The 25891-nt window shown below is 73.0% G+C and carries 27 protein-coding genes, 2 tRNA genes and 1 pseudogene; 18 read left to right on the forward strand and 12 right to left on the reverse strand.

What is annotated here, in order from left to right:
• Positions 1-88: 88 nt before the first annotated feature.
• The 3 genes from M8C17_RS14450 (at position 89) to M8C17_RS14460 (ending at position 452) form a co-directional block, all read left to right on the forward strand.
• Positions 89-162 (forward strand) — tRNA-Ile (locus M8C17_RS14450).
• Between the two features lie 42 nt (positions 163-204).
• A complete protein-coding gene (locus M8C17_RS14455; protein WP_208869723.1) occupies positions 205-333 on the forward strand; it encodes a DLW-39 family protein in 129 nt (42 codons plus the stop codon).
• A 43-nt stretch (positions 334-376) separates the two neighbouring features.
• A tRNA-Ala gene (locus M8C17_RS14460) sits at positions 377-452 on the forward strand.
• Here M8C17_RS14460 and M8C17_RS14465 read toward each other — a convergent pair.
• On the reverse strand, positions 423-761 hold the full coding sequence (locus M8C17_RS14465; protein ID WP_252416960.1) for a hypothetical protein: 339 nt from the start codon (positions 759-761) through the stop codon (positions 423-425). The two genes, M8C17_RS14460 and M8C17_RS14465, sit on opposite strands and share 30 nt — an antisense overlap.
• Between M8C17_RS14465 and M8C17_RS14470 the strand changes: the two genes are divergently transcribed.
• Entirely contained in the window at positions 760-1053 is a 294-nt protein-coding gene (locus M8C17_RS14470; protein WP_252416961.1) for a hypothetical protein, read from the forward strand. The two genes, M8C17_RS14465 and M8C17_RS14470, sit on opposite strands and share 2 nt — an antisense overlap.
• A 323-nt stretch (positions 1054-1376) precedes the next feature.
• On the forward strand, positions 1377-2639 hold the full coding sequence (locus M8C17_RS14475) for a PP2C family protein-serine/threonine phosphatase (RefSeq protein ID WP_252416962.1): 1263 nt from the start codon (positions 1377-1379) through the stop codon (positions 2637-2639).
• Between the two features lie 42 nt (positions 2640-2681).
• Here M8C17_RS14475 and M8C17_RS14480 read toward each other — a convergent pair whose 3' ends face one another.
• A complete protein-coding gene (locus M8C17_RS14480; RefSeq protein ID WP_252416963.1) occupies positions 2682-3386 on the reverse strand; it encodes a hypothetical protein in 705 nt (234 codons plus the stop codon).
• Between the two features lie 372 nt (positions 3387-3758).
• On the opposite strand from M8C17_RS14480, the gene M8C17_RS14485 reads away from it, so the two are divergent.
• Both M8C17_RS14485 and M8C17_RS14490 read left to right on the forward strand, forming a co-directional pair.
• On the forward strand, positions 3759-4052 hold the full coding sequence (locus M8C17_RS14485) for a hypothetical protein (RefSeq protein ID WP_252416964.1): 294 nt from the start codon (positions 3759-3761) through the stop codon (positions 4050-4052).
• A 78-nt stretch (positions 4053-4130) separates the two neighbouring features.
• On the forward strand, positions 4131-4550 hold the full coding sequence (locus M8C17_RS14490) for a CBS domain-containing protein (protein WP_252416965.1): 420 nt from the start codon (positions 4131-4133) through the stop codon (positions 4548-4550).
• A gap of 86 nt (positions 4551-4636) precedes the next feature.
• On the opposite strand, the gene M8C17_RS14495 is transcribed toward M8C17_RS14490, so the two are convergent.
• The gene (locus tag M8C17_RS14495; protein WP_252416966.1) at positions 4637-5437 is read right to left on the reverse strand and encodes an MBL fold metallo-hydrolase; all 801 of its coding nucleotides are present in this window, start codon (positions 5435-5437) and stop codon (positions 4637-4639) included.
• Positions 5438-5499: 62 nt separating this feature from the next.
• On the reverse strand, positions 5500-10017 hold the full coding sequence (locus tag M8C17_RS14500; RefSeq protein ID WP_252417152.1) for a cation-translocating P-type ATPase: 4518 nt from the start codon (positions 10015-10017) through the stop codon (positions 5500-5502).
• A gap of 152 nt (positions 10018-10169) precedes the next feature.
• Here M8C17_RS14500 and M8C17_RS14505 point away from each other — a divergent pair, with 152 nt between their 5' ends.
• The 6 genes from M8C17_RS14505 to M8C17_RS14530 all read left to right on the forward strand — a co-directional run bounded on the left by M8C17_RS14505 (position 10170) and on the right by M8C17_RS14530 (position 14408).
• The gene (locus M8C17_RS14505) at positions 10170-10487 is read left to right on the forward strand and encodes a hypothetical protein (RefSeq protein ID WP_252416967.1); all 318 of its coding nucleotides are present in this window, start codon (positions 10170-10172) and stop codon (positions 10485-10487) included.
• Positions 10488-10546: 59 nt separating this feature from the next.
• Positions 10547-11938 (forward strand): MFS transporter, encoded by a 1392-nt coding sequence (locus M8C17_RS14510; RefSeq protein WP_252416968.1) that lies wholly within the window; start codon positions 10547-10549, stop codon positions 11936-11938.
• Positions 11939-11990: 52 nt separating this feature from the next.
• Positions 11991-12644, forward strand: a complete 654-nt coding sequence (locus tag M8C17_RS14515; RefSeq protein ID WP_252416969.1) for a GAP family protein — start codon at positions 11991-11993, stop codon at positions 12642-12644.
• A gap of 105 nt (positions 12645-12749) precedes the next feature.
• Positions 12750-13532, forward strand: coding sequence for an SDR family oxidoreductase (locus M8C17_RS14520; RefSeq protein WP_252416970.1), 783 nt, complete (start codon positions 12750-12752; stop codon positions 13530-13532).
• A 37-nt stretch (positions 13533-13569) separates the two neighbouring features.
• Positions 13570-13764: a hypothetical protein gene (locus tag M8C17_RS14525; protein ID WP_252416971.1), complete on the forward strand. Its 195-nt coding sequence runs from the start codon at positions 13570-13572 to the stop codon at positions 13762-13764.
• Between the two features lie 95 nt (positions 13765-13859).
• On the forward strand, positions 13860-14408 hold the full coding sequence (locus tag M8C17_RS14530; RefSeq protein WP_252417153.1) for a YbaK/EbsC family protein: 549 nt from the start codon (positions 13860-13862) through the stop codon (positions 14406-14408).
• Positions 14409-14472: 64 nt separating this feature from the next.
• Here the strand turns inward: M8C17_RS14530 and M8C17_RS14535 are convergent.
• The 4 genes and pseudogenes from M8C17_RS14535 to M8C17_RS14550 all read right to left on the reverse strand — a co-directional run bounded on the left by M8C17_RS14535 (position 14473) and on the right by M8C17_RS14550 (position 17858).
• Positions 14473-15114 (reverse strand): annotated as a pseudogene (locus M8C17_RS14535) (DsbA family protein).
• A 20-nt stretch (positions 15115-15134) separates the two neighbouring features.
• Positions 15135-15563 (reverse strand): SufE family protein, encoded by a 429-nt coding sequence (locus tag M8C17_RS14540; RefSeq protein WP_252416972.1) that lies wholly within the window; start codon positions 15561-15563, stop codon positions 15135-15137.
• Between the two features lie 42 nt (positions 15564-15605).
• The gene (locus tag M8C17_RS14545; RefSeq protein WP_252416973.1) at positions 15606-16031 is read right to left on the reverse strand and encodes a CBS domain-containing protein; all 426 of its coding nucleotides are present in this window, start codon (positions 16029-16031) and stop codon (positions 15606-15608) included.
• Positions 16032-16088: 57 nt separating this feature from the next.
• Complete coding sequence (locus M8C17_RS14550) at positions 16089-17858, reverse strand: proline--tRNA ligase (protein ID WP_252416974.1); 1770 nt, start codon at positions 17856-17858, stop codon at positions 16089-16091.
• Between the two features lie 294 nt (positions 17859-18152).
• On the opposite strand from M8C17_RS14550, the gene M8C17_RS14555 reads away from it, so the two are divergent.
• The 3 genes from M8C17_RS14555 (at position 18153) to M8C17_RS14565 (ending at position 20377) form a co-directional block, all read left to right on the forward strand.
• Entirely contained in the window at positions 18153-18920 is a 768-nt protein-coding gene (locus M8C17_RS14555) for an SGNH/GDSL hydrolase family protein (protein ID WP_252416975.1), read from the forward strand.
• A gap of 2 nt (positions 18921-18922) precedes the next feature.
• Positions 18923-19369 carry a hypothetical protein gene (locus M8C17_RS14560; protein WP_252416976.1) on the forward strand — a complete coding sequence of 149 codons (447 nt, stop codon included), beginning with the start codon at positions 18923-18925 and terminating at the stop codon, positions 19367-19369.
• 105 nt (positions 19370-19474) lie between these two features.
• A complete protein-coding gene (locus M8C17_RS14565) occupies positions 19475-20377 on the forward strand; it encodes a sulfurtransferase (RefSeq protein ID WP_252416977.1) in 903 nt (300 codons plus the stop codon).
• Between the two features lie 91 nt (positions 20378-20468).
• Here the strand turns inward: M8C17_RS14565 and M8C17_RS14570 are convergent, their stop codons facing one another.
• From M8C17_RS14570 to M8C17_RS14580, 3 genes are all read right to left on the reverse strand, one after another.
• Entirely contained in the window at positions 20469-21656 is a 1188-nt protein-coding gene (locus M8C17_RS14570; RefSeq protein WP_252416978.1) for a hypothetical protein, read from the reverse strand.
• A complete protein-coding gene (locus M8C17_RS14575) occupies positions 21653-22210 on the reverse strand; it encodes a SigE family RNA polymerase sigma factor (RefSeq protein ID WP_252416979.1) in 558 nt (185 codons plus the stop codon). The genes M8C17_RS14570 and M8C17_RS14575 overlap by 4 nt, the downstream gene beginning before the upstream one ends.
• 69 nt (positions 22211-22279) lie before the next feature.
• Positions 22280-22861 carry a TetR family transcriptional regulator gene (locus tag M8C17_RS14580; protein WP_252416980.1) on the reverse strand — a complete coding sequence of 194 codons (582 nt, stop codon included), beginning with the start codon at positions 22859-22861 and terminating at the stop codon, positions 22280-22282.
• A gap of 107 nt (positions 22862-22968) precedes the next feature.
• Here M8C17_RS14580 and M8C17_RS14585 point away from each other — a divergent pair, with 107 nt between their 5' ends.
• Together M8C17_RS14585 and M8C17_RS14590 are read left to right on the forward strand one after the other, a co-directional pair.
• On the forward strand, positions 22969-24126 hold the full coding sequence (locus M8C17_RS14585; RefSeq protein WP_252416981.1) for an FAD-dependent oxidoreductase: 1158 nt from the start codon (positions 22969-22971) through the stop codon (positions 24124-24126).
• Positions 24127-24136: 10 nt separating this feature from the next.
• Positions 24137-24694, forward strand: a complete 558-nt coding sequence (locus M8C17_RS14590; protein ID WP_252416982.1) for a VanZ family protein — start codon at positions 24137-24139, stop codon at positions 24692-24694.
• Here the strand turns inward: M8C17_RS14590 and M8C17_RS14595 are convergent.
• Positions 24594-25850: an MFS transporter gene (locus tag M8C17_RS14595; RefSeq protein ID WP_252416983.1), complete on the reverse strand. Its 1257-nt coding sequence runs from the start codon at positions 25848-25850 to the stop codon at positions 24594-24596. The two genes, M8C17_RS14590 and M8C17_RS14595, sit on opposite strands and share 101 nt — an antisense overlap.
• Between the last annotated feature and the right edge of the window lie 41 nt (positions 25851-25891).

Consider the following 25891-nt stretch of genomic DNA (forward strand, 5'->3'; position numbering starts at 1 on the left):
TCTGGAGGCGTCAACGGCCCGGCTCGCAGGCCCGGACCCCGATTTGGGGCCGGCCCCGCGGATGGGTTAATCTTGCTCGTCGCAACGCGGGGCTATAGCTCAGTCGGTTAGAGCGCAGAGCTGATAACTCTGAGGTCGATGGTTCGATTCCATCTAGCCCCACCGCAGGTCGTCCGACGGTAGTCGAGCGCGAGGGGTCGCCCCATGTTCAAGAAGCTGCTGATTCTTGCCGGCGTCGTCGGCGTGGCCGCCGTCGTGTTCAACAAGGTCAAGGCGTCCAACGACGAGCGTGCCCTGTGGCACGAGGCGACCACCGCGCCCGACCTGCGCTGAGGTCCGGCACGGCGGCGAGTGGTCGGCGGCGCCGCCCGCCCACGGGGCCCTAGCTCAACTGGCAGAGCACTGCCTTTGCAAGGCAGGGGTTAGGGGTTCGAGTCCCCTGGGCTCCACCAGCACTTTCTTTGGATGATCTCGGTGTCAGGTACAGCGAAGCGGTCACGCCGTCTCCTCCCGGCCGAGAGCCCGGTCAATGGCTGAGGCAGCCTGATGAGCCCGCGCCGGCAGGACATGCCGTAGGTATCGGCCGTCATCCGGATCTTGGAGTGCCCGAGCAGCTCCATCACCGTGTGCAGCTCCTCTCCCTGATCGAGCAGGAACGTGGCGAAGGCGTGCGCAGAGATGGCTCTGAGGCCCGCCGTGTCGCAGGGATCGATCACGCCGCCCGGGTAGGCGGAAGGGCCATGGGTAGTGTCCGGCTGCATGGAGGTCTTCCTGCTCTGGCACGTTCGCCACGCCCGTTGGCTCGACGGGCGACCAACAACGCACCGAGACGAAGCCGGCGAGCTGGTGTGGGCCGAAGAAGATGGTGACGATCTCAAGGTTCTGGGGGTGTACTCGTCAGAGGCACGAGCGGAGGAACGGATACAGCGAGCCAGGGAGCTGCCTGGCTTCCTCGATGAGCCCGACTGCTTCTACATCAACCACTACACCGTCGACCAGGACCACTGGACCGAAGGCTTCGCGTCCATCCCGTGCGAGGGTAAAGCCGACTAGGCAGACAGCTGGTTACCCTGCGGCCCGCCGTAGACGTCGGCGGTGTCGAAGAGTTGATACCCGCGTCGATCGCGGCGTCCATGACGGCGAAGCTCCTCGCCTCGTCCACGAGGTATCCGACGTTCATGGTCCCGAGGCCGATCCGGCTGACCAGGAGACCCGAGCGCCCCAAGTGCCCATATGTCATCTCGTGGCCCGTGCCGCGAGCGTACGTGCCACCTCTGCGGCGAAGCAGGCCCTGCTGGGCACCGCGTAGCGTCTGGTGGCGAGCGTCGGATGCTGGGCATGCGGTTCCTGCCAGCATCTGGTCTAGGCTCCGCCGCGTGACCGAGAACGATGTGAGCGGCGTGGATCTCGACGATGTGCTGCTCGCGGTGGAGAAGGCCGCCCCGGTCGACGCCGTGCAGGCGGTGACGCGCAGCATCGGGGTGAGCCTCGAGGCGTCGTGGGTGTCGTTCCTCGTGGCGGACATGAGCGGCCGCGCCCTCGTACGCCTGATCCACGTCCCGATCGGCGACCTGCCCGGCGGCCGACGGCAGGACGAGGACGTCGCGATGGTGCTGCCCTTCGACGGCGGCCCGCAGGAGCAGGCACTACGCGCACAGCACGTGCTGGTCGAATACGTCGGTGACCAGCACGTGGTGCGCGCACCTGTCACCCAGCGTGGCGAGGCCATCGGTCTGTTGGAGATCGCCCTGTCCGCCGCACCGACCGCCGCGGTCGTGCAGCAGGTGTCGCGGGCCGCACACACGCTGGCGTTCGTGGTGATCGCCAACCGTCGACACACCGACCTGTTCGAATGGGGCCAACGAACGAGCCCGTTCACCCTCGCCGCGGAGATCCAACGGCGGCTCCTACCCTCGTCGTTCACCTGCGAAGCCGACTCGTTCACCCTGGCCGCATGGCTGGAACCGGCAGCCAGCATCGGCGGCGACACCTTCGACTACAGCCTGGCCCGCGACCTGCTGCACCTGAGCATCACCGACGCGGTCGGCCACGGCGTGCACAGCGCGCTCACCGCGACCCTGTGCGTCAGCGCACTACGCAACGCCCGCCGCCGCGGCGGCACCCTGCTTCAACAGGCACAGGCCGCAGACCAGGCACTCATCGCCAATGCTCCCTCCGGGTCGCCCTTCGCCACCGGGCTCCTCGGCCGCCTCGACCTGTCCGCCGGGATCCTCCACGTCGTCAACGCCGGGCACCCCACACCGCTGCTCGTCCGCGACGGGGTCACCCAAGCCGTGGCACTGCCCGTCAATCGACCCTTCGGGGTGCTTCGCCACAAGCCCTATCAACTTGCCGAGATCGAGTTGCGACCCGGCGACCGTCTGGTGCTGCTCACCGACGGCATGCTCGAACGCGGCGCCGCCGCTCTCGACCTGTCCACACGACTGCAACACCTGAGCGAACTGCACCCCAGAGAGGTGGTTCGCGTCCTCGCCGACCTCGTCCTCGAAGTCGCCGGACCCGTCCTACCCGACGACGCCTGCCTACTGATCCTCGATTGGCACGGAGGGCACGGCAACACTCGTCACACCACAGCCGGCGCGGACCCTCACCGGGCCAGCAAACCCCACGGGGATTAGCAAACGGGCGGCGGCGCCGAGCGCAACAGCCGTTCCTGGTGGCTAGCCCGGCTGCCGGCGGTTCAGGTCGGCGCAGTCGTCCTCGTCCGGCAACAGCGGCCGAATGAGGACGACGACGCTGCCGGACTGCTTCTCGCCGCTCCGCCACTGGGTGCCCAGGGGGGTGCCGCGGCCGATTGCCTCGATGGCCGGCACCGCTGCGCCGCTGCGCGTCGTGCACTCGCCGAGGTCGGTCCGCACGCCGGCCCGGAGATCGCCGTCCGCCCACCGCTGCTCGGGCACCCGGCTGACGCCCCCGACGAACCAGCCTCCGGTCGCAAGCACGGCGACCCGATCCGGTTGGTAGCCGGCGCTCGGATCTGCGGGGACGGCGAGCTGCTGTACGGTGCGGCGGAACTCGGCGATCCGACGGCGCGCCCCGATCTCGAACCCTCGCCCGAGGGAGACCACGGTGGTGGTGTGCAGGTGCCCGGCCGACCGCAGCTCGGCGACCAGCAGCGTCCCGTCGGTGGTCTCTCCCCGATCGGGAAGGTGTCGGGAGCGGCCGAGCCCGGCGGCGTGTGCCAGGCGGTAGATCTGCCGGTACCGATCCGGGCTGAGGGTGAGCTCCCGGGCCTGGTGCAGCGAGCCGTCCCAGCCGTTTCCAACGATCACCCGGCCGCCGCCATAGAGGCTGAACTCCGGCAGCTCCGCCAGCTCTGGCGGCCCACTCATACTCCGCCACAGGTGGAGCTGGAGTACCAGCATGTCTGGATCGGACGGTGGTTCGGGGACGTCCAGCCCGGTGAAACTCGGTGTCGAGCCAGTCAGGACGCCGGCCGAGATGATCGCCACGACGAGGGAGAAGAAGCCGGACAGCCGGGCGGGTGATCGCACCGGGATGTGACGCCGGACCACCGCAGCCGGTTCCGTGGTCTGGTTCCGCGCAGCTTGGCTAGCCGGGTGTAGCGGGCGGGATCGGCCGCGTGCCGGGCAGCGACTACCACCGTGCTTCTGGCCGCCCGCTCATGCGCCCTTTCTAACGGGCGCCTGCAGCTGCCGACGCGAGCGATCGGTCGAGCAGGTAACGCTGAGGCGTGCCGGCTTCCCCAGGCAGCGCGCGCTGACCATGATCCTTGTATGGACGAACAGTCAAAGCCCGTCACCCTGCACCTGTACTGCCGGGTCGATGTGGTGGTCACCGATCCGGCGGCTGTAGCCGACTTCGCGGTCGCCGAGCTACGGGCGGCCGACATCGACTGGTCCGAAGAGGACGACGATCTCGACTCGGCGGCCGCCGAGCTGCGGGGTGAACTCACCACCTCGCTGGCGAGCGTGGTGGACATCAGTCGGGTGGTTGAGGGTGTGCCCGGTGTCGAGTTCCGCGGTGGCCGCTGCTGGGCGGAGCCCGGCCCGCGCCGCGACGTGTTCTGAACCAGGTGCGTCGCATGGTCGGGAGTCCTCGGGGTAGGAGGAACGGCAACAACCCCCAGGAAGTGAGGTGTCAGACCAATGCCGACCGCACGCGAGATCATGACGAACGACGTGAGCTGCGTCCGCGAGCAGGACGACCTGAAGTCGGCCGCGAAGCGGATGGCCGAGCTGGGGGTCGGCTCGCTGCCGATCTGCGGCGACGACAACCGGCTCAAGGGCATGTTGACCGACCGCGACATCGTGGTGAAGGTGCTGGCCGAGGGGCGTGACCCGGCCAACGTGACCGCCGGTGAGCTGGCCCAGGGCGAGGCGGTGACCATCGGCGCCGACGACGACGCGGCCGAGATCCTGCGGACCATGGGTCAGCACAAGGTACGCCGGCTGCCGGTGATCGACGGGCACGAACTCGTCGGCATCGTGGCGGTGGCCGACGTGGCCCGGTCCCTTCCGGAGCGCCCGGTGGGCGACCTCATCGAGGCCATCTCCGAGCGCAGCTGACCGTCACACCCCTCATCGATCGCCGCCACCGGCCACGCCGGGTGGCGGCGATCGGCGCTTGCGGCGCCTGGCGTGACCGGGGGTGCTCAGGAGGGCGGCGTCAGCGGGGCGGTCTCACTGCGGGCGATGGTGCGTACCTGCTTCACCCATCCACGGCGCCGAGCCTCTTCCACGAAGTGTGCCAGCGGGGAGCGGAACACCGGATAGTCGTCGTAGTGGATCGGCACGGTCAGCTTCGGCCGGATCAGCTCCACCAGGTCGGCGCCCTGCTGGGCGTCCATCGTGAGGAGAATCCCGGCGACCTTCGTGCCGCCGAGGTGGATCAGCATCGCGTCGACGTCCGGGTACCGCTCGGGGACAACGGTGAGCAGCGGCCGGTTCAGGGTGTCGCCGGTGACGTAGAGCCGGAACTCGCGCGTCCCGGCCCGTTCCACGTCGATCATCGTGCCCATCACGTCGGGCATGAGAACGTCCAGCGCACCCGGGCCGTGCTGGCCGGGCATCGACGTCAGCCGCACGGTCGTACCGTCGCGGTGCAGCTCCCGCGACGACCAGGTCGGCAGGCCCTCGGCGGCCCGGAAGCCCCAGCGGCGCAGCTTGCGTTCGGCCGCGGGAGTGGTGACGATCGGCAGCTCGCGGTCCAGCTCACGGCGGGCCACCCGGTCGAAGTGGTCGCCGTGCAGGTGGGAGAGGACCACCGCATCCAGCTCCGGGAGCTGGGCGACCCGCAGCGCCGGGTCCGTGCGCCGGCGCGACCACAGACCCTTGCCGAGGTACGCGCGCTGGCCCCGGTGCAGGAAGTTCGGGTCGGTCAGCAGGGTGAAACCGCCGATCCGCAGCACGGTCGTCGCGGTACCGATGAATGTGACCTGCGGTTGCTCCACCATGCGGCCCACCTCCTGGCCCCTGCCGTACCCCGCGTGGCCCCGGCCATGCGGAGGGCCGGGGGTCAACCGGCGGACGCGCTCGCGCCTCCGCCGTCCGCCGTGGACGCTCCGGTGTCCGACCCCGGTTCGCCATCGTCGGCCGGCGGCTTCCCGGCAGCGTCGGATCGGGTCTGGGGCAGGTGCTCCATCAGCCGGGTGAGCGCGCCGTTGGCGAAGGTGGCACCGAGCGCGGAGCCGGCCCCCATCGTCCAACCAACCGGTCCGAGCGGGGTGCACCCGAAGAACTGACTCAACCCCGGTGTCTGCACGACCACGACCAGCGCTCCCAGCGACGCCGCCGTGGACGCCAGCACCGCCGGGCTGGTGCCGCCGGCCAGGATGGTCTGGCCCAGCTGGGTGCCGACCAGGGAGACCAGCGCGACCGTGCCGGCCCGCTGACGGCGGCCGGTGTACCGGGCAAGCGTCCAGCCGACGGTGGCGCCCAGCGTGGTGGCGCCTGCCCGCAAGCCGATCTCCCTGGTCAGGGTCTCGCCGAGCGACACGTCCGGGCCCTCCCGGAGCAGGCTGTCGGTGCGGTCCGAGGCGGGCGGGCGGATCGCGATGGCCAGCGCCGGCGCCAGGTCGGTGAGCAGGTTGACCAGCAGAAGCTGCCGTCCGGTGAGCGCGGAGCGGCCGGTCACCGCGGCGGTGAGCACGCTGAACGCGATCTCGCCGAGGTTGCCGCCGACGAGGATGCTGAGCGCGTGCCGCACCGACGACCACATCGCCCGACCCTCGACCAGGGTCGCGATGATGGTCTCCAGCCGGTCGTCGGTGACGACCAGGTCGGCGGCGGCCCGTGCGGCCGGGGTGCCCCGCTGGCCGAGGGCGATGCCGACGTCGGCCAGCCGGATCGCCGGGGCGTCGTTGGCGCCGTCACCGGTCATCGCCACGGTTCGCCCGCACTTCTGCAACGCCTGGATGATCCGCACCTTGTGCGCCGGGGTGCAGCGGGCCACGACATCCGTACGGGCCAACCGCTTGGCGAGCGCTTCGTCGTCCAACTGGTCGAGCTCGCCGGCGGTGACCACCCGCTGCTCGTCGTGCTCGCTGATGGTGGCGGCGATCGCCTCGGCCGTCGCCGGATGGTCGCCGGTGATCATGATGGTGTGCACGCCGGCCTGCCGGATCCGGCGCACCGCCGGGGCCGCGCTCTCCCGGACCCCGTCGGCGAGGGCCAGGAACCCCACGAAGGTCAGGCCCCGGACGTCCCCGTCGGACACCGTGGGGTCGTCCACCTGGCACTCGGCGACGGCCAGGATCCGGTGCCCCGCCCCGGCCCGGTCGGCGAGCACCCGCTGCAACTCCGCGCGGCCGGCGTCGTCCAGCGGCTCCCGGCGGCCGTCGGTACGCCGTGCCGAGCAGCGTGGCAGCACCGACTCCGGGGCGCCCTTGACGCTCAACAGCAGGTGGTCGCCGGTCTCACCGATGCTCGCGTGGTACCCGCGGGACGGCTCGAACGGCAGCCCGCCGACAGCCCGCCAGCCGTCGGCGCCGGTCTGCTCCACCACCCCCGCGACGGCGGCACCCTTGCGGACCGCGCGGTCGGTCTGCAGCACCAGCTCCTCCGGGTTGGCCGCGGCGGGGGTGGCCCGCAACGCCGTGGCCAGCGTCAACCGGAGCCGGTCGTCCAGCCGGTCCACCGGGGCGTACCGGTCGGCCACGCCGTCGCCGACCCCGGCGAGCAGCAGCTGGCCCTCGGTGAGGGTGCCGGTCTTGTCGAAGCACAGCACGTCCACCCGACCCAGCGCCTCGATCGTTCGCGGGTTGCGGACCAACGCGCCGTGCTCGGCCAGCCGCCGGGCCGCCGCCAGCTGCGCGGCACTGACCAGGAACGGCAACCCCTCCGGCACCGACGCCACGGCCAGGTTCGCGGCGGTCGCGGCCGTCTCGGCCAGCGGTACGCCCCGGAGCAGACCCGCGCCGGCCACCGCCACCGCCGAACCGGCGGCCAACGGGATGGCGAGACTGGTCAACGAGCCGAGCCGCGCCTCGACCCCACTGGTCGGTGGCGCCTGCCGGACCAGCGCCAGGCTGCGCCCGGCCTCGGTGTCGGTGCCGAGCGCCACCACCACGGCAGTTCCGTGCCCGGCGGCGACGGTGGTGCCCTCGTACAACATCGAGTGCCGGTCGGCGACGGAGGCGGCGACCACCGGACGGTCGGTCTTGGCGACCGGCAGCGACTCGCCGGTCAGCGATGACTCGTCCGCCTCCAGCCCCACCGATTCGAGCACCCGGCAGTCGGCGGGCACCGAGTCACCCGGCTCAAGCGTGATGACGTCCCCCAGGACCAGGTCTTCGGCGGCGACCACCCGCTCGGCGCCGTCGCGGCGGACCCGGGCGGTCACGGCCGAACGGGACAGCAGCTCCGCCAGCGACCGTTCGGTGTTGCGCTCGTGCACCGCACCGATCAGCGCGGACCCGCCGACCACGCTGCCCACCAGCGCGGCGTCGACCAGCGAGCCGAACGACGCGGACAGCACCGCCCCGGCGGCCAGCACCGGGGTGAGCGGGTTGGCCAGTTCGTCCACGAAGGCGCGCAGAAGTCCGCCGCCTCCGGGTGCGTCACCGCCGGTCGCGCCGCCTCCGTCGTGGCGGCGCCGTGCTTCCGCGCTGTCCAGGCCGTCCGGTCCGGTGCCGAGGCGGTCGAACACGCCGCCGACCGGCATCAGGTGCCAGGCCGTCGCCACCGGCGCCGGAGTGTCCGACTGATCGGGCAGCCGCCTCGCCCGCCAGACCCCGTGTGCGAAGGCCAACCCGGAGGCGCCGTTCACCGCGACCAGCGCGCGGTGGGGCAGTTGGGCCGGTGCGGCGGTGAACGCACCGAGCGCACCGAGACCGGTGCCGGCCATGCTCAGCCGGATGTTCTGCTCGGTCATCCGCCGGGCCACCCCGGTCGCCTCGATCAGCAGGGCCACCACCCGCAGGTCCGCGCCGACCAGCAGGTGCGCACCCCACGGTGGCAGCTCCTCCGGAGCGGACATTCCGAGGCCACAGTCGGACGCGCCGAGCGCCGTCCGGTCCCCGGACACCAGCATCACCACCGCCCCGTCGCGCTGCAACGCGCGTACCGACTCGGTCAGCCGGTCTCCGCCGGGCAACATCGCGTCGGCGAAGCCGTACCGCTGCTCGTCGCCGCCGGCCACGACCAGCCGCAGACCGGCCTGCCGGGCGACGGACGGCAGGCCGTCGACGCCCGGCGCGGGCTCCGGCTCGACCCGCAGCAACGCGGCCAGCCGGTCGCCGTGGGCCAGACCGACCAGTTGGCCGCCGGCGGTTCGCAGCCGATCGCTGTCCGGGATGTCACCGGGGTCGCTGGCGGGCAGCTGGTCCAGCGGCCCGAGCCGCCAACCGTCCGCACCTCGGGAGCCGCCCGGATCGGCCGGGTCGAACAGCGCGAACGCCCGCTCCGCCACCTGGTCGACGTCCACTCCGTGCGCCGGGGCGAGGTCGGCGAGCACGCCCCGGTCCGAGCCGAGCACCGCCGCGTCCAGCACCAGCGTGTCGATCCGATCCAGCTCCCGCAGCACGCCCCGGTCCATCGCGATGACCCCGCGTCGGGCCAGGATCTGACCGAGCTGGGCGGCGTACCCCTCGCGTCCGCTGCCCGGGGCCTTGGGCAGCGCGGACAGACCCAGCGCGGCGGCCCTCTTGCGTCCAGCGAACGGTGCGGCCGCCGCAGCGGCCGCCGCGCCGGCGGCCAGCGACCGGTTGACGTACCGCTCGACCGGGCCGTCCGGCTTCGGCCGTGGGCGCCCGGCCACCGGCCAGCGTGCCTCGGCGCGCTCCGGGGCGCCGGTGAGCCGCGGCTCGGCCCGCTCCCACGCGGCGAGCTGGGCTCGTGCCTCACCCCACTGCACGATCCGTTGCGCGCCGTCGACGACGATCCCGGCCCAGCCCCCGGCCAGACCCTGCACCACCGCCTCGGCGAGCGGAAAGATGATGTCGGCGCGAGGGTCGGCGCGCAGCCCTCGGCCGGCGAGCGCGTGCAGCTTCGGTTGCAGGTCCACCGCGGCGAGCAGCCCGGCGACCTCGCCGGGCACCGGCGCGAACGGCAGGAGCCGGGTGGCCGCCGAGAGGGTGAGGCCCAGCGCGTCGGAGGCGAGCGCACCCAGGGTGCGCGGGGTGCGCGGCCCCTCCTCCGGTGGGTGCGGCGGTGGGATCTCCGGATCAGGTTCGTGGTCGCAGGTCTTCTCGACCCGCGCGATCGTGGTGATGAGGTCGCGCAGCTTCGGCTCGGGGTCCTGTACGGCGACCACCACCCGGCCGGACGGGGCGTTCACCCGGGCCCAGGCCACCCCGGGCAGCCGCTCCAGCGCGCCCTCCACCTGCCGGGCCAGCCGGTCGCCGCCGTCCTGGCAGACGCCGTGCACCTCGATGTGGTGTCGCCCGGGTCGGGACCAGACCCGACGCCGGGTGAGCCCGGCAGTCCGGGCCAGTCGGGTCGCGGCCGAACCCACCGTCCGGGACGCCTCGCCGACCAGGTGCGGCACGCCGATGGACGGCAGCAGACGGCCGACCGCGCGACCTGCGGCCGTCATCGAGGCGTACGGCAGGACGAACGCTCCCCGCTGCTGCCAGTTCTGCCGTCGGTCATCTCGTCCTCCCACCGCCTCGCGTCCGGCGGCCTGGCTTCCCGACCTGGCATCCGTTATGCCCTCCGGGCAGCGGAACTTTCCGTCGTCGGCGGGGCATGGACGGCGTGGGCGGTGGAATCCCGCGAACGTCACCGGACACGGGGGAGGCCGGAATGAGCACACTGACCCGACACCTCAACGGTTCGCGCGAGACCGTCCAGATGTACAGCCGGCGGGTGGACGTGCCGATGCTGGGTGAGATGGCGGTTCCACCGCCGGACAAGCTCGCCTACTACGCCGGGCTCGGGCTGCTCGCCGCGCTCCAGGTCATCGAGTGGCCGCTGGCCCTGGTGATCACCGCCGGTCACCTTCTGGCCGACCAGCATCTTTCAGGGCTGGTGCGGGGCTTCGGAGGTGCGTTGGAGAACGCCTGACGAGAGCCACGCCACCTCTGATTGACATGAATCCGGGTTGAGGTCGCAGGCTCTCGTCCATGCCGAGTCCATCCGCCACCGCCGTACCGGCGGCCCCACCGGGACTGTTCGCACCCAGACTGCGGGCGATGACGGTGGGCAGCGTCGCCCTGATCTCGCTGCTCGCGTTCGAGGCGCTCGCGGTCGGCACGGCGATGCCGACCGTGGCTCGCAGCCTGGACGGGCTGGCGTTGTACGGGATCGCCTTCGGTGGCCCGTTCGCCGCGGGCGTGTTGGCCATGGTGGTCTCCGGCATCTGGTGCGACGCGCGGGGGCCCCGGGGGCCGATGTGGCACGGCGTCGCCTGGTTCGTGGTCGGACTGCTGATCGCCGGGACCGCCCCGGTGATGAGCGCACTGGTCGTCGGCCGGGTGGTGCAGGGCTTCGGCTCCGGGCTGCTCTCGGTGGCGCTCTACGTGATCGTCGGGCACGCGTACCCGGAGGAGCTGCACCGGCGGATCTTCGCGGCGTTCGCGGCGGCTTGGGTCGTCCCGTCGCTGATCGGGCCGGCGCTGGCCGGCCTGATCGTGGAGCACCTGGGCTGGCGGTGGGTCTTCCTGGCGGTGCCGGCGGTGGCGGTGCCGGCGGTGCTGCTGGTCCACCCCGGTCTGCGGTCGCTCGACCGGAGCACGCCGACCCGGCCGCCGGCCGGCGCGGTGGCCCGGATCGGCTGGGCGTGCGGGGCGGGGGCGAGCGCCGCACTGCTGCACATCGGGGGACAGCAGCGCGGTCCGGCAGCCCTGGCGCTGATCGCGCTCGCCGTGGCCGGCCTGCTGGTCTGCGCCCCGCGCCTGCTGCCGGCCGGGTTCCTCCGGGCGGCCCGAGGTCTGCCCACCGTGATCGGGCTGCGGGGTCTGGCCTCGGCGGCGTTCGTCGGCGCCGAGGTCGTCATCCCGTTGATGCTCTCCCGGGAGCGAGGTCTGTCACCGACCGCCGCCGGGCTGGTGCTCACGGTCGGGGCACTGGCCTGGTCGGTGGGCTCGTGGGTGCAGGGCCGGATCCCCCTGCCGGCGTCCCGCGCCAGCCTGCCCCGGGCCGGGTTGAGCTGCATCACGGTCGGTACCGCCACGGTGGCGTTGGCCGTCCGGCCCGAGTTGCCGGTGGCCGTGGCCGTGCTGGGCTGGGCGGTCGCCGGCCTCGGCATGGGTCTGCTCTACCCGTCGTTGTCGGTGCTCACCCTGGAGCTGTCCGCCCCCGGGGAACAGGGCCGCAACAGCTCATCACTGCAACTGGGCGACTCGCTCTTCGCGGCGACCGTGCTGGCGCTCACCGGGGCGGTGCTGGCGGCCGGTAGCGCGCCCGGCCCGGCCAGCTACGCGGCGACGCTGGCGGTCGCCGCCGGCCTGGCGCTGCTCGGTGCGCTGCTGGCCGGCCGGGTGGTGGTGGGCGGGACGGCACGGCTGGGCGGCTGATCCGCAGATTCGACGGCGTCCGGTCCCGGTCGGCCGGGAGGATGGCGGGGCGATGAGTTTCCTGACCGTCCTGCCACTGGCCGTGGTGATGGTCGCCGGGACCCAGTTGGTCGTGGCGGTCTTCCTCGCCTCGTCGGACCGGCCCCGGGCCGCCTCGCTGGGCTTCCTCGCCGGCGCCGGGCTGGTGGTCGCCGCCGGGGTGACCGTGAGCTGGCTGCTCACCCGGCTGGTGGGCGGCGTGGCCACCGACGCCAGCGCCGTCGCCGGCCGGGTCGACCGCGGCCCCGCCATCGACCTGGTGGTGCTCGCCCTGCTGCTCATCCTGGCCGTGGTGGTCTGGCTGCGTCGGAACCGGTCCGCGCCGCCACGGTGGCTGGGCAGTATCGGGCACGCCGACCCGCGCTGGGCACTGCGACTGGGTGCACTGCTCTTCGTGGCGACGCCCACCGACGATCTGACCATGGCGGCGGTCGGCGCGAGCGTGGCCCGGCACGACCTGCCGTGGTGGCACCTGCTGCCGTTCGTGCTGCTCACCGTGACCCTGCTGGCCCTTCCGTTGCTGGCGTTGCTCCTGCTGGGGCGTCGCGCCGCGCGGGTGCTGGCCCGGATGCGGGCATGGGCCGAGGGACACGCCTGGGTGGTCAACGAGCTGCTGATCGGGTTCTTCGCGGTGCTGACCGTGCTGGACCTGATCCGGTCTGGGTGAGCAGTCGCACACCCGGTCACGGGCCGTGTCGGGACGCCGTCATCAGCGGGTGACGGCTCAGCGGGCGGACGGATGCCGTGGTTCGCGGCGGGACGGGAGGACGAGATGAGGGTTCTGGTCACCGGGGCGGGCGGCCACCTGGGCAGCGCGGTGCTGACCCGGTTGCGCGACGACGGGGTCGACGTCCGGGCCGCCAGCCGACGGCCGCGTACCGGCTCCGGGGTGGAGTGGGTGGTGACCGACCTGGCCACCGGGGACGGGCTCACCGAGGCGGTGGCCGGCGTGGACGCGGTGCTGCACCTGGCCTCCTCGCCGCGGGGTCGGCAGACCTACCAGGTGGACGTCCTCGGCACCCGCCGGCTGGTCGTCGCGGCCGGCGCGGCCGGCGTCCAGCACCTGGTCTACATCTCGATCGTCGGAGTGGACCGGGTGCCCATCCCGTACTACCGGCACAAGCTCGCCGCCGAGCAGGTCGTCGCGGCCGGCCCGGTGCCCTGGTCGGTGCTGCGGGCCACCCAGTTCCCGCAGTTCCTGGACGATCTGCTGACCGCCAGCGCGCGGCTGGGTCCGGTGATCGGGGACAGGGCGGTGCTCGCCCAGCCGGTCGACCCGGCCGAGGTGGCGGCCCGGCTGGCGGCCCGGCTGTTCGCCGGCCCGCTGGGCGGGATCGAGGAGTTCGGCGGACCGCAGGTGCTCCGCTTCGACGAGGCGGTCCGCGCCTGGCGGCAGGCCCGGGGTTCACGGCGGCCGTTGCTGCCGGTGCGGATCCCCGGCCGCCTCGGTCGCGAGCTGCGCGCGGGCGGGCTGGTCACCGAGGCGCTGCCCCGAGGCGTACGCACCTGGGCCGACCATCTCGCTGACACGTACGGGGGAACCGGGCGGAGATGAGAGGAAACCCGGTTCACATTCGCCTTACGGTGACGCCATGTTCGCTGTCGTCGTCACCGTGATCCTCTACGTCTTCGGTTTCGTCTTCCTCTACGGCGTGATCCGGCTGGGTGTCCGGCACGCGCTGGAGGACCTGGAGCTGCAACGGGCCAAGGCCCAACGCGCCGAGGAGCTGGCCGCGTCCCGTGACCGCACCTTCCTGCGCGACAACGCCTTCCTCGCCGGGAGCTGAGCCGCCGATCGGTTCGGCCCGGACGGGTGGTGTCGTGTCGCGGCTCCGGAGTCGCCGGGCGGCCCGCCCGCACACCTGCGAGGATCGCACCCGTGATGGGAACGCTGAAGACCGAACCGGCCCGTGTCCGCCTCGACCTGCTCGCCCCGCCGGTGGCGGCGGCCATCTCCGAGTGGCCGGCCGACGCGCCGGTGAACGTCGACGACGTGCTGGTCGCGCCGATCGACGCCGACCTGGCCGACACCGCCGCCTTCTGCGCGGCGTACGAGGTGGGGCTGGACGTGTCAGCCAACTGCGTCGTGGTGGCGGGCAAGCGCGAGGGTGTGGTCCGCTACGCGGCCTGCATCATCCTGGCCACCACCCGGGCCGACGTGAACGGCGTGGCCCGCCGGGCGCTGGACGTCCGCAAGGCGAGCTTCGCCCCGATGGACGACGCGGTCGAGTTGACCGGCATGGAGTACGGCGGGATCACCCCGATCGGGTTGCCGGCGCAGTGGCCGATCCTGGTCGACGCGCGGGTGATCGCCACTCCACACGTGATCATTGGATCCGGTGTGCGGCACAGCAAGATCGCCCTGCCCGGGCCGGCGCTGGGCGCGCTGCCCGGCGCGCAGGTGGTGGAGGGTCTGGCCAGGCCGGCGTGACCGGGCACCGGCATCGATGTCGTTGCACGTGAAACATCACGCGTGTCGATGCCGGGTGCCGTGCTCAGTGCGAGTGCGCCCCGGACTCGCGCTGCTCGACCTCGGCGAGCGCGGCGAGCAACGTCTGCGCATCCTGGGCGCCGGTGACCGCGTACTTCCCGGCCAGCACGAAGGTCGGCACGCTGGTGACGCCCAACTCCCGGGCGGCGGCCAACTAGGCGGCGACCTCGGCGGTACGCTCGTCGGAGTCGAGGAACCGGCGCACGTCGGCGACGTCCAGGCCGATCCCGCCGGCAAGCGTGGCCAGCGCCTCGCGGGAACCGACATCGACGCCCTGGGTGAAGTGCGCCTGGTAGAGCGCCTCCACCATCTCGGCCGCCAGGCCGTGGTCGGCGGCATAGGAGACCAGCCGGTGCGCCTCGAAGGTGTTCGCGATCACCGCACGGTCGAAGTCCAGCCGCAGCCCGTCACCCGCCGCGACCTCAGTCACGTGGGCGAACATCTGCCGGGCCCGCTCCGGACCACCGAACTTGGCGCCCATCGCCTCCACCAGCGGGCGGGGCTCCGACACCGGCGACGGGTCGAGCTGGAACGGCCGGTAGCGGACGGTCACGTCGCCGTCGTAGCTGGCGAGGGCCTGCTCCAGCCGGCGCTTGCCGATGTAGCACCACGGGCAGACGACGTCCGCGTAGATCTCGATCTCCATGATCGGTGGCAACTGCCAGCTCAGCCGAGTTGTTCCCGGACCTGACGCTTGAGCCGACCCAGGATCGCGGTGCCGCCGCGTACCCGCAGCGGGCTGATCGCCTGGGCCAGCCCCATCCGCTGGTAGAGGTCGTCCGGCACGGCCAGCACCTCCTCGGCGCTCGCGCCGGCCAGCCCTTCGGCGAGGATCCCCGCGAACGCCCGGGTGGTCGGTGCCTCCGGCGGACAGTCGAACAGCGTCTCGACGGTCCGCTCCGGCGTCACCCGGGCGCGCAGGAAGAACGAGGTCTGGCACTCCGGCACCTGCTCCATGCCCTCGCGGTCGGTGGCGTCGGCCGGCAGCGGCGGGATGACGTCGGCGTACTCCAGCAACATCTCCAGCACCAGCTCACGCGGTGCGGAGGCGAACTCGTCGACGATCTCGGCCAGTCGGGCGGGCATGTCAGCCATGCGTCGAGGCTACCGCTGTCGGCGGGGGCCTTTCCCCGCACCTCAAACGGTCGGGGACTGCTCGCTGATCTCGCTCAGGGCGCTGGTGGGGTCGAGCTGCATGGCCAGGTCGCCGAGCGAGACGATGCCGACCAGCTTGCGGTCGGTGTCACAGACCAGCACCCGCCGGATGCCCCGATCGCGCATCAGCGCCGCCGCCTCGCCCGCCGTGCAGTGCTGCTCGATCATGACGACCTCGCGGGTGACGATCGAGCCGATGGTGGTGGCCGCGGGTGAGCTGTTCTCGGCCACCGCCCGGACCACGATGTCACGGTCGGTGAGCATGCCGGCGAGGCTGGCGCCGTCGGTGACCACCACGTCGCCGATGTCGGCCTCCTTCATCACCCTGGCCGCCTCGTCCAGGGTGGTCTCCGCCGGCAGGTAGACCACCTGCTTGGTCATCACGTCGCTGACCCGGTAACCGGTCATGAGAGCCTCCGAAGACGTTTCCACCCGATCGAACTGCGGTACCCCGTGGTGCGATGGCTACACCAGGCTCCCACGGTCCCGGCGCACCTCGTGGACCAGTCGCTCCACCAGGCCGTCCAGGTGCAGCTCGGTGCGTCCGTCGCCGGCCCGCTCGCGCAGTTCGACGTACCCGTCGGCCAGCCGGCGGCCGACCACGACGGTGCGCGGGATGCCGACCAGTTCCGCGTCGGTGAACTTCACCCCGGCCGAGACGTGCGTCCGGTCGTCGACGAGAACCCGCAGGCCGGCGTCGGCGAGCCGCCCGCCGAGCTCCAGCGCCGCGTCGAGCTGCGGCCCCTTGCCCGCCACGACCAGGTGTACGTCCAACGGCGCGACCGCCGCCGGCCACACCAACCCACGATCGTCGTGGTGCTGCTCGGCGATCGCCGCCACCGCCCGGGACACGCCGATGCCATAGCAGCCCATGGTCGGCCGGACCGGCTTGCCCGCCGGGCCGAGCACGTCGACCGCGAACGCGTCGGTGAAGCGGCGGCCGAGCTGGAAGATGTGGCCGATCTCGATGCCCCGCCGGATGGTCAGCTCGCCGCCGTCGCAGTCGGGGCACGGGTCACCGGCGCGTACCTCGGCCGCCTCGATCGTGCCGTCGGGCGTGAAGTCCCGGCCGCAGACCACGTTCGTCGCGTGCCGACCCGGCTCGTTCGCCCCGGTCAGCCAGGCCGAGCCGGGCACGACCCGCGGATCGACCAGGTAGCGGATGCCCAGCTTGTCGAGCAGTTGCGGCCCGATGTACCCGCGAACCAGCTCCGGATGGTCGGACCACTGGTCGAAGACGGCCACCTGGGCCGGGTGCAGGGCGGCACCGACGCGCTTCAGGTCGACCTCGCGGTCACCCGGAACCCCCACCACCAGCGGTTCGGCCCGCTCCGTGCCCGGCTGACGTACGGACAGCACGACGTTCTTCAGGGTGTCGGCGGCCGTCCAGCCGTCCCGGCCACCCAGCCGGCGGGCGTTGGCCAACTCCACCAGGCTGGCGATCGTCGGGGTCTCGGGCGTGTCGTGGACCTCGACGGCCGGCTGTGCGGCCGGGTCACCGGCGGCGGGCACCGGGGTGGTGACCGCCTCGGTGTTCGCCGCGTAGTCGCAGGCGGTGCAGCCGACGAAGGTGTCCTCACCGACCGGCGTGGCGGCCAGGAACTCCTCCGACGCCGAGCCACCCATCGCCCCGGACATCGCGTGCACCACCGTGTAGTCCAGGCCCAGCCGGTCGAAGATCCGCCGGTACGCCGCCCGGTGCCGTCCGTACGCGTCGCGCAGCCCCGCCTCGTCGAGGTCGAAGGAGTACGCGTCCTTCATGAGGAACTCCCGGCCGCGCAGCAGACCGGCCCGGGGCCGTGCCTCGTCGCGGAACTTCGTCTGCACCTGGAACAGCGTCACCGGGAAGTCCCGGTACGAGGTGAACAGGTCCTTGACCAGCAGCGCCGCCATCTCCTCGTGGGTGGGTGCCAACAGGTGCTCGGCGCCGCGCCGGTCGGCGAGGGTGAAGATGTCGTCGCCGTACTCCGTCCACCGGCCGCTGCTCCGGTACGGTTCCGCCGGCAGCAACGCCGGGAAGTGCACCTCCTGGTCGCCGATCGCGATCAGCTCACGGCGCACCACCTCGGTGATCCGGTCCAGCACCAGCTTGCCCAGCGGCAGCCACGTGTAGCCGCCCGGTGCGGCGCGACGGATGTAGCCGGCGCGCAGCAGCAGCCGGTGGCTCGGCACCTCCGCGTCGGCCGGGTCCTCGCGCAGGGTTCGCAGCAGCAGGGTCGACATGCGTAGCAGCATCAGCGCAGCCTACGAGCGGTGAGCTGGGATGAGCGACCCAATTCGGACCTGTGCCGAGGGGTGCTCGAAACGGGCAGGCTGTTCGCGTGATCGACCCGGCTTCCGTTAAGTCGGGGTGTCCGGGTGGTGGGGATGGCCCGACCTCCGGGATGTCGACCGGGTCAACCAAGGCGTCGCAGGCACCCCGCGGACGAGCAATGACCTCCGCCACGTCGTCCGGTTCGGGGCACCGACGGCCGCGTATCCGGTGACAGACTGGTCGCCGCAGGCAACGGGTGGCGTGAGGGGGCGCGGGTGCGCTGGCGCAGTTATGTCGCGGTCGGGGACAGCTTCACTGAGGGTATGGACGACGCGTACCCGGACGGCACCTACCGGGGTTGGGCGGACCTCGTGGCGACCCGGCTGGCGGCGGAGGCCGGCCCCGACTTCCGCTACGCCAACCTGGCCATCCGCGGTCGGCTCTTCCCCAGCGTCGTGGCCGAGCAGGTGCCCGCCGCCGTGGCGATGAAGCCCGACCTGATCAGCTTCGCGGCCGGCGGCAACGACGTGCTGCGCCGCACCTTCGACCCGGACACGCTCGTCGCCCGCTTCGACGAGGTGGTCCGGCAACTGCGCTCGGGCGGCGCGGACGTGCTGCTCTTCCGGTTCGCGGACGTGATGGCCCGACTGCCCGGCCAGCGCCTCGTCGCACCCCGCGTGCAACTGCTCAACCAGGCGGTCGGCGAGACCGCCGAGCGGCACGGCGCCATCATGGTCGACCTGTACGCCGACGACACCTTCCTCAACCCGATGCTCTGGAGCACCGACCGGCTGCACCTCTCGGCGGCCGGTCATCGTCGGGTCGCCGGGCAGGTGCTGAACGCGCTCGGGGTCGGCTGCGACGAGGAGTGGCTGATGGTGCCACCGCACCCCGCGCCCTCCCCGTGGCTCGCCGCCCGCGCGGCCGACCTGCGCTGGGCGGGGCAGCACCTGGCTCCGTGGATCAAGCGGCGGCTGACCGGCCGCTCCTCCGGTGACAGGGTCACCGCGAAGCGTCCGCTGCTCGGGCCGTTCGCCGACTGATCGTGCGGACCATCCACACCGCCACGCTGCTGCGGATGACACCGGACGACGAGCCGGTCCCCGGTCGGGCGGTGCTGGTGACCGGTTCCCGGATCGAGGCCGTGGCGTCACTGGACGAGCTGACGCAGGCGTACCCGCAGGTACGGGTGCGGCGATGGGCCGGCACGCTCGGGCCGGCGCTGGTGCACGACGGTCCCCTGCCGCCCGCGCCCAGCCCACGCGAACGCGTGCACGCGCTGTTCCAGCTCGGGGCTGCCGCGGTCCTGGCCGCGCACGTGGCCGAGCCGGCGTTGCGGGCCGCCGCGGTCCGCAACGACGTCGCGGTGCTCGACGAGGTACGGCCGCAGGCCCTGGTGCCGTCCGCCCGTGCCGACCTGGCTGTCTTCGCCGCCGACGGCACCTGCCTCGCCGCTGTCGTCGCCGGCCGGCTGGTGCACCGGCGGGCCTGACACCGAGGCCCATCCCCTGTGGTCCGTCGTGCCGACGGTCACATCCGCGGCACCCGATTACCGATGGCCGGCCGGCGGGCCGGGATCCGGCGTACCTTGGGGATCATGTCTGTGCCGAGCGATCCTGATCCCCGCCTCCAGTCCTACGCGGACCCGCAGCGGCTGGTCACCACCGAGTGGCTGGCCGAGCACCTGGGCGACGAGGGTCTCGTGGTTGTCGAGTCCGACGAGGACGTGCTGCTCTACGACACCGGTCACATCCCGGGTGCGGTCAAGGTCGACTGGCACCTGGAGCTGAACGACCAGGTGACCCGGGACTACCTGGACGCCAAGAGCTTCGCCGAGCTGTGCGCCGCCAAGGGCATCGGCCGGGGCGACACCGTCGTCTTCTACGGCGACAACTTCAACTGGTGGGCCGCGTACGCCCTCTGGGTCTTCTCGCTCTTCGGCCACGCCGACGTACGGCTGCTCGACGGCGGCCGGCAGAAGTGGATCGCCGAAGGGCGCGAGCTGACCCGCGACAAGCCGAGTCGACCGCGCGCCGCGTACCCGGTGTCGGAGCGCGACGACGCACCGCTGCGGGCCTACCGCGAGCAGGTGATGGCGCACATCGCCGCCGGTCGGCCGTTGGTGGACGTCCGGTCGCCGGGCGAGTACACCGGCGAGACGCTGCACATGCCGAACTACCCGCAGGAAGGCGCGCTGCGCGGCGGGCACATCCCGGGTGCGGTCAGCAAGCCGTGGAAGTCGGCGGCCAACGACGACGGCACCTTCAAGTCGCGCGACGAGCTGCGCGCGATCTACGCCGACCAGCTCGGACTGAGCCCGGACGACGACGTGATCGCGTACTGCCGGATCGGTGAGCGGTCCAGCCACACCTGGTTCGTGCTGCGGCACCTGCTGGGCTACCCGCAGGTGCGCAACTACGACGGCTCGTGGACCGAGTGGGGCAACCTGGTCCGGGCTCCCGTCGTGAAGGGCGACCAGCCCGGCGGCCTCGCCGCCTGACCGACCCGGCGGCCTCGCCGCCTGACCGACCCGGCGGTCCCGCCGCAGCACCCGTCCCCGCGCGACCCTCCGGCCGCGCGGGGACGAGGGCTCAACCGGCCAGCGCCACCACCCCGTTCAGGTCGCGGACAACGCCGGTGACCTCACCGGTCTCCGGGTGCCAGCGCGCCACGCCGGCCGGTTGCAGGCGGAGCAGTACGGCACCCTGGTTGTCCCAGCCCAGCACGTCGCAGCAGCCCTTCGTCCGGTCCCGGCCCAGGTCGAGCATGTGGGTCACCGCGCCGGTGCGGGCGTCCAGCACGGCCACCCCCTCGGCCCCGTCGATCTGGCTGTTGGTGATCCACGCCGCCCGGGCCAGTCGCTCGCCGTGCAACCAACCCCGGCCGTAGAACTCGTTGACCTGGTACGGCACCGGCATCGCGGTGCCGGTGACCTTCTGTTCGGAGCGCACGCTGCCCTCGCGGGCGGTCCGGCTACGCAGCATCAGGCCGTCCCGCTCGCCGCCCACCTCGACGAGCGCCGCCTGGCGGCCGGCCGCCGGGTCGGGTGCGACCAGATCCCAGATCGACACGTCGACCTCGCTCGCCGAGCCGGTGATCCGGTCCACCGCGTACGTCCGGTCGTCACCGCCGACCAGCACCCGGTCGCTCGCCCAGACCACCAGCTCCAGGTAGCCGTCGAGCGGGATCCGGCGCACGGTCGCCGCGGTGAGGTCCACCATGATCAGCTCGTTGGTCTGTGCGAACGCGGCCGACCGACCGTCGGGCGACAGCACCCCGGGCTTCACGGCCGGCGCCTGGTTGCCGTCCTCGTCCCGAGTGGGTGCCGGGGTCACCACGTCGAGACTGCGCACCACGCCGTCGTCGCCGAGGATCCGGACCGGGCCGTCCGCGCGGTACTCCTGATCCATCGGCTGGAACAGCGCCAACGCCCGCTGGACCGGGCGCGCGGAGAGTGGCACGGTCGCCGGGTCACCGAGCCGGGACAGCGGGTCGGGTGGGAAGGTCAGCTCGGCGGGGGCCTGCACCACCGGCCCGGCGTGGGTGGGCGCGACGGTCGGGGTCGGGGCCACCGAATGGTCCGGCGGTGGGTTGGCGGGCGGTCGCAGGGCGGCAACCGTGCCGCCGCCGACCAGCACCACGGCCAGGGCAACCGTGCCGACGGCCCGGCGGGTACGCCGAGTGCGCCGGGCCCGTTCCCAACCGGCCACCGCCGGGTGGCTGGGCCGGACGTCCTCGACGCTGACGGTCAGCAGCCGACGCAGGTCCTGCTCGTTCACGGGTTCACCTCCAGGCCGGTGGGCAGGTCGCCGGGCGTCGCCGGGCCTCGGCCCGACCGGGCGTCCCGGGCGAGGTCCGGAGCGACCTCGCGGAGTCGGCGCAGGGCCGCATGACACTGGCTCTTCACGGTGCCGACGGTCACGCCGAGCGCCTCGGCGGTGGCGACCTCGGTCAGATCCTCGTAGTAGCGCAGCACCAGCACGGCCCGCTGCCGGGGTGGCAGCAGGCCCAGCGCGTGGTGCATCGTCAGCCGCAGCGCGCCGTCGCGATCGGGAGCCGTCTGCTCCGGCGGGTCGGCGCTGAGCCATTCCCGACGCCGGCGACGCCACCACGACACCGTGTCCCGGTAGAGGATGGCTCGCACGTACGCGGCGGGGTCACCGTCGCGGACCGAGGCCCAGCGCAGCGCCAGCTTCAGCAGCGCGTCCTGGAGGAGGTCCTCGGCCTGGTGGCGGTTGCCGCAGATCAGGTACGCCGCGCGCAGCAGCCGGTGCTGGTGGCTCTCCACGAAGGCGAGGTAGCTCTCGCGCCCGTCGTCTGCCGCCGGTCCCATCCGCCCACCTCCCGGCCGTCGCGTTGCCGCGTCACCTGCCAGACGCACGGGGAGGGGGAAAAGGTTGGGTCAGTTCTCCGGCAGCCCGGTCAGGTAGCGCTGCAGGGTCGGTGCGACCCAGGAAACCAGTTCCTCCGGATCCACGTCCACCATTGGCGGTAGGCGGACGATGTAACGGGTGAAGGCGAGGCCGAGGACCTGGCTGGCCACCAGGCCGGCGCGTCGCGCGGTGGTGGCCGGGTCGGTACCGAACGTGGAGACGGCTGCGACGAGTTGGTCGGCGAAGAGGCCGCGCATGCGTTCGGCCGCGCCCGGATTGGTGCTGGCCGCCCGGAGCAGCGCCGCCAGCGTCTCGTCGCCCTCCCACCGGGCGAGGAAGTGCCGGATCAGCACCTCGCCGAACTGCCCCGGAGGCACGGCGGTCAGGTCGGGCAGCCGTAGGTCGAACTCAGCCGCCGCCGCGAACAGCCCCTCCTTGCTGCCGTAGTAGCGCATCACCATCGACGGGTCGATCCGGGCGTCGGCGGCGATGGCCCGGATCGTGGCGCGTTCGTACCCGTCCGCGGCGAACCGTTCGCGGGCTGCCCGCAGGATCGCCGCGCGGGTGGCGTCGGAGCGGCGCGGGCGGTTCGGGTGGGCGGGCGCTGTCATGTCAACGACCGTAGGCCAACAACTGTTGACACACAACGAGGGTCGTCCTAGCGTCGCCAACAAGTGTTTGCCAACATGTGTTGGCAACGGCATTTCCGGAGGTGGCCATGCTGCCCACGAGTACCGACGTTCTGGTGGTGGGCGCCGGCCCCACCGGCCTCGCCACCGCACTGACACTCGCCCGGCGCGGGTTCGAGGTGACCGTGCTGGACCAGTTGGCCGAACCGCCGTCGACCTCGCGGGCGGCCGTCGTGCACGCGTACACCCTGGAGGTGCTGGACCGGATCGGTGCCGCCGCGCCGCTGGTCGCCCAGGGGGTACGGGCCCCGCGCTTCACCGTGCGCGACCGGGACCGGGTGCTGCTGTCGGTCCCGTTCCACCAACTGCCGTCCCGATTTCCCTACGCGCTGCTGGTCTCCCAGGCGATCACCGAGGCGGTGCTCGCCCGGCAACTGGCCGACCGCGGCGTCCAGGTGCGGCGACCGTGCCGGCTGACCGGCCTGAGTCGGACCGGCGACGGGGTGCGCGCCCGGATCGACGGTGCGGCGCTGCGCGCCGGGTTCGTGGTCGGCGCGGACGGCCTGCACAGCACGGTCCGTCGGTTGGCCGGCATCGGCTTCACCGGCCCGAGCGACGAGGAGTCCTTCGTGCTCGCCGATGTCCGCGTGCACAGCACCCTGCCCCGCGACGAGGCGGCGCTCTTCCTCGCCCGCTCCGGACCGCTGATCTGGGCACCGCTCCCGGACGGGGTGGTCCGGCTGGTCGCCGCCGTGGCGACGGCCCCGGCCGAGCCGGATGCGGCCTACGTCCAGGCGCTGCTCGACGAGCGCGGCCCGGCACGGCGGCCCGACCGGGTCACCGAGGTGCTCTGGGGTTCCCGCTTCCGGGTGCACCACCGGATCGCCGACACCTTCCGGTCCGGGCCGGTGCTGCTGGCCGGCGACGCCGGGCACGTGCACAGCCCCGCCGGCGGGCAGGGCATGAACCTCGGCATCTGCGACGCGGTGGCCCTCGGCACCGCGCTGGCCGACGTGCTCGACGGCGGGCCTGAGACGCTGCTCGACGACTACACGGCCCGGCAACGCCCGATGGCCGAGGACGTGCTGAGCTTCGCCGCCGGGCTGACCCGGCTGGCCACCCTCTCGCCGGCCCGCCGCCCGGTCCGTGACGTGCTGCTCCGGCTGCTCGGTGCCGTACCGCCGGCCCGCCGACGGATCGCGCTTCGCCTGTCCGGGCTGTCCCACCGGGAACGCACGCAGGGCTAGGCTGCGCCTCGTGGGTCAGGTCTGGCGGGACTGGGGCGACGTCCTGCTCGCCGTGCTCGCCGGGTTGCCGCTGCTGGTCCTGGTCACCGCCGGGCTCGCCCGGCTGAGGCGGGACGTGCCGACCGGTCAGGCGTGGCGACGCAGCACCGCCGAGGTTGGCGCGGTCGCCGGCACCCTGCCCTGGGTGTGGATGATCCTCACCCCGCGCGACGCGCCGCGCCAGGTCGACCCGGTGCCACTGCGTGACCTGGCCGACCTGCTCACCGGGCCGCCGACGACCGTCGTGGTGCAGGTGGTCGGCAACCTGCTGGTCTTCGCCGCCCTGGGCTTCTTCGCCCCGGTACGCCTCGCCGCCCTGGCCAGCGTCGGTCGGCTCTTCCTGCTCGGCGCGGCCGGTTCGCTGCTGGTCGAGTCCCTCCAGTACGCCCTGGACCTCGGCCGGGTCTCCTCGATGGACGACGTGCTGCTCAACGCGACGGGTGCGGCGCTGGCCGGGCTGCTGTCCCGCCGCTGGTGGGCGCGTCAGCCGGCGACGCCGGTCGCAGTGCCCACGACGCCGCGAGGGTGACCAGCGCGAACGTGCCGGCAGTGGCACCCGCCACCGGCACCGTTCCGTGTGCCGACGCGACCAGCCCGGCGAGCACCGCGCCGACCGGTGCGGTGAGCAACCCGACCATCCGCTGGGCGGCACCCACCCGACCGAGCAGCCTGGCCGGCACGTGCTGCTGCCCGTACGACGCCCACAGGCTGTTCCACACCACCGTGCCGGCGGCGAAGACGGCCAACGCGAACCCGCCCGGCACCGGATGCCGGGCCAGCGCGAACCCGGTCAACGCGACGGTCTGCGCGGCGAGCACCGCGCACAGCGCGGGCACCGTGCCGAGCCGGGCGGCGAGGCGACCCGCCCCGAGCGCCCCGGCCACACCGCCGAGGATCGCACTGGCGGCGAACAGCCCGTACCCGGCTGGTGGCACCCGCAGCACGTCCAGCGCGTAGAGCACCAGCACCGCCAGCAGCCCGCTGATCGCGAGGTTGCTGGCGGCCGCGAGCAGGGTGACCCGCCACAGGGTCCGGTGTGCGCGCAGCCAGCGCAGCCCTTCGGCGATCTCGCCCCACACCGATCCGCGCCGCGCTTCCGTGGCGGCCGGAGCGGTGGTCGGGGCGAGGGCCAGCACGAGCAGGGCGGCCACGGCGAAGGTCACGGCGTCGAGGGTGAACGGGAGGGCGGGGGCGGTGGCGAAGAGCACGCCGGCGGCGGGCGCGCCGAGGAATCCGCCGGCCACTGCGGTGCCCGCCTGGAGCCGGCCGTTCGCCCGGGGTAGCGCTGCCGGCGGTACCAGCGCGGGGAGCAGCGCGAACGAGGCCGAGTCGAAGAGGGTGCCGAGCGCGGCGAGCAGGAACGCGGCCACCAGCAGCACCGCGACCCCCGCCCGGTCGAGGGCGACCGCCACGGCCAGCGCAGCCACCACGGCGGCGCGTGCCCCGTCCACCAGGGCCATCGTGCGTCGCCGGTCCCAGCGGTCGGCGTAGACGCCGCCGAGCAGGCCGAAGAGCAGTGGCGGCAGCTGCCCGGCCACGGTGACCGCTGCGATGACCCGGGGGTCGCGGGTGAGCGTCGCGGCCAGCAGCGCCAGCGCCGGCGTCCGCAGCGCGTCCCCGAACCGGGAGGAGACGGCGGCGGACCAGAGCAGCCGGAAGTCCCGACCGAGAGCGGAGGAGGTCATACCGGTGACGGTGCGGGTTCGACCGGGTCGAGGGTCAAGCC

The organism is Micromonospora sp. RHAY321 (assembly GCF_023896955.1).
Taxonomy (GTDB): Bacteria; Actinomycetota; Actinomycetes; order Mycobacteriales; family Micromonosporaceae; genus Micromonospora.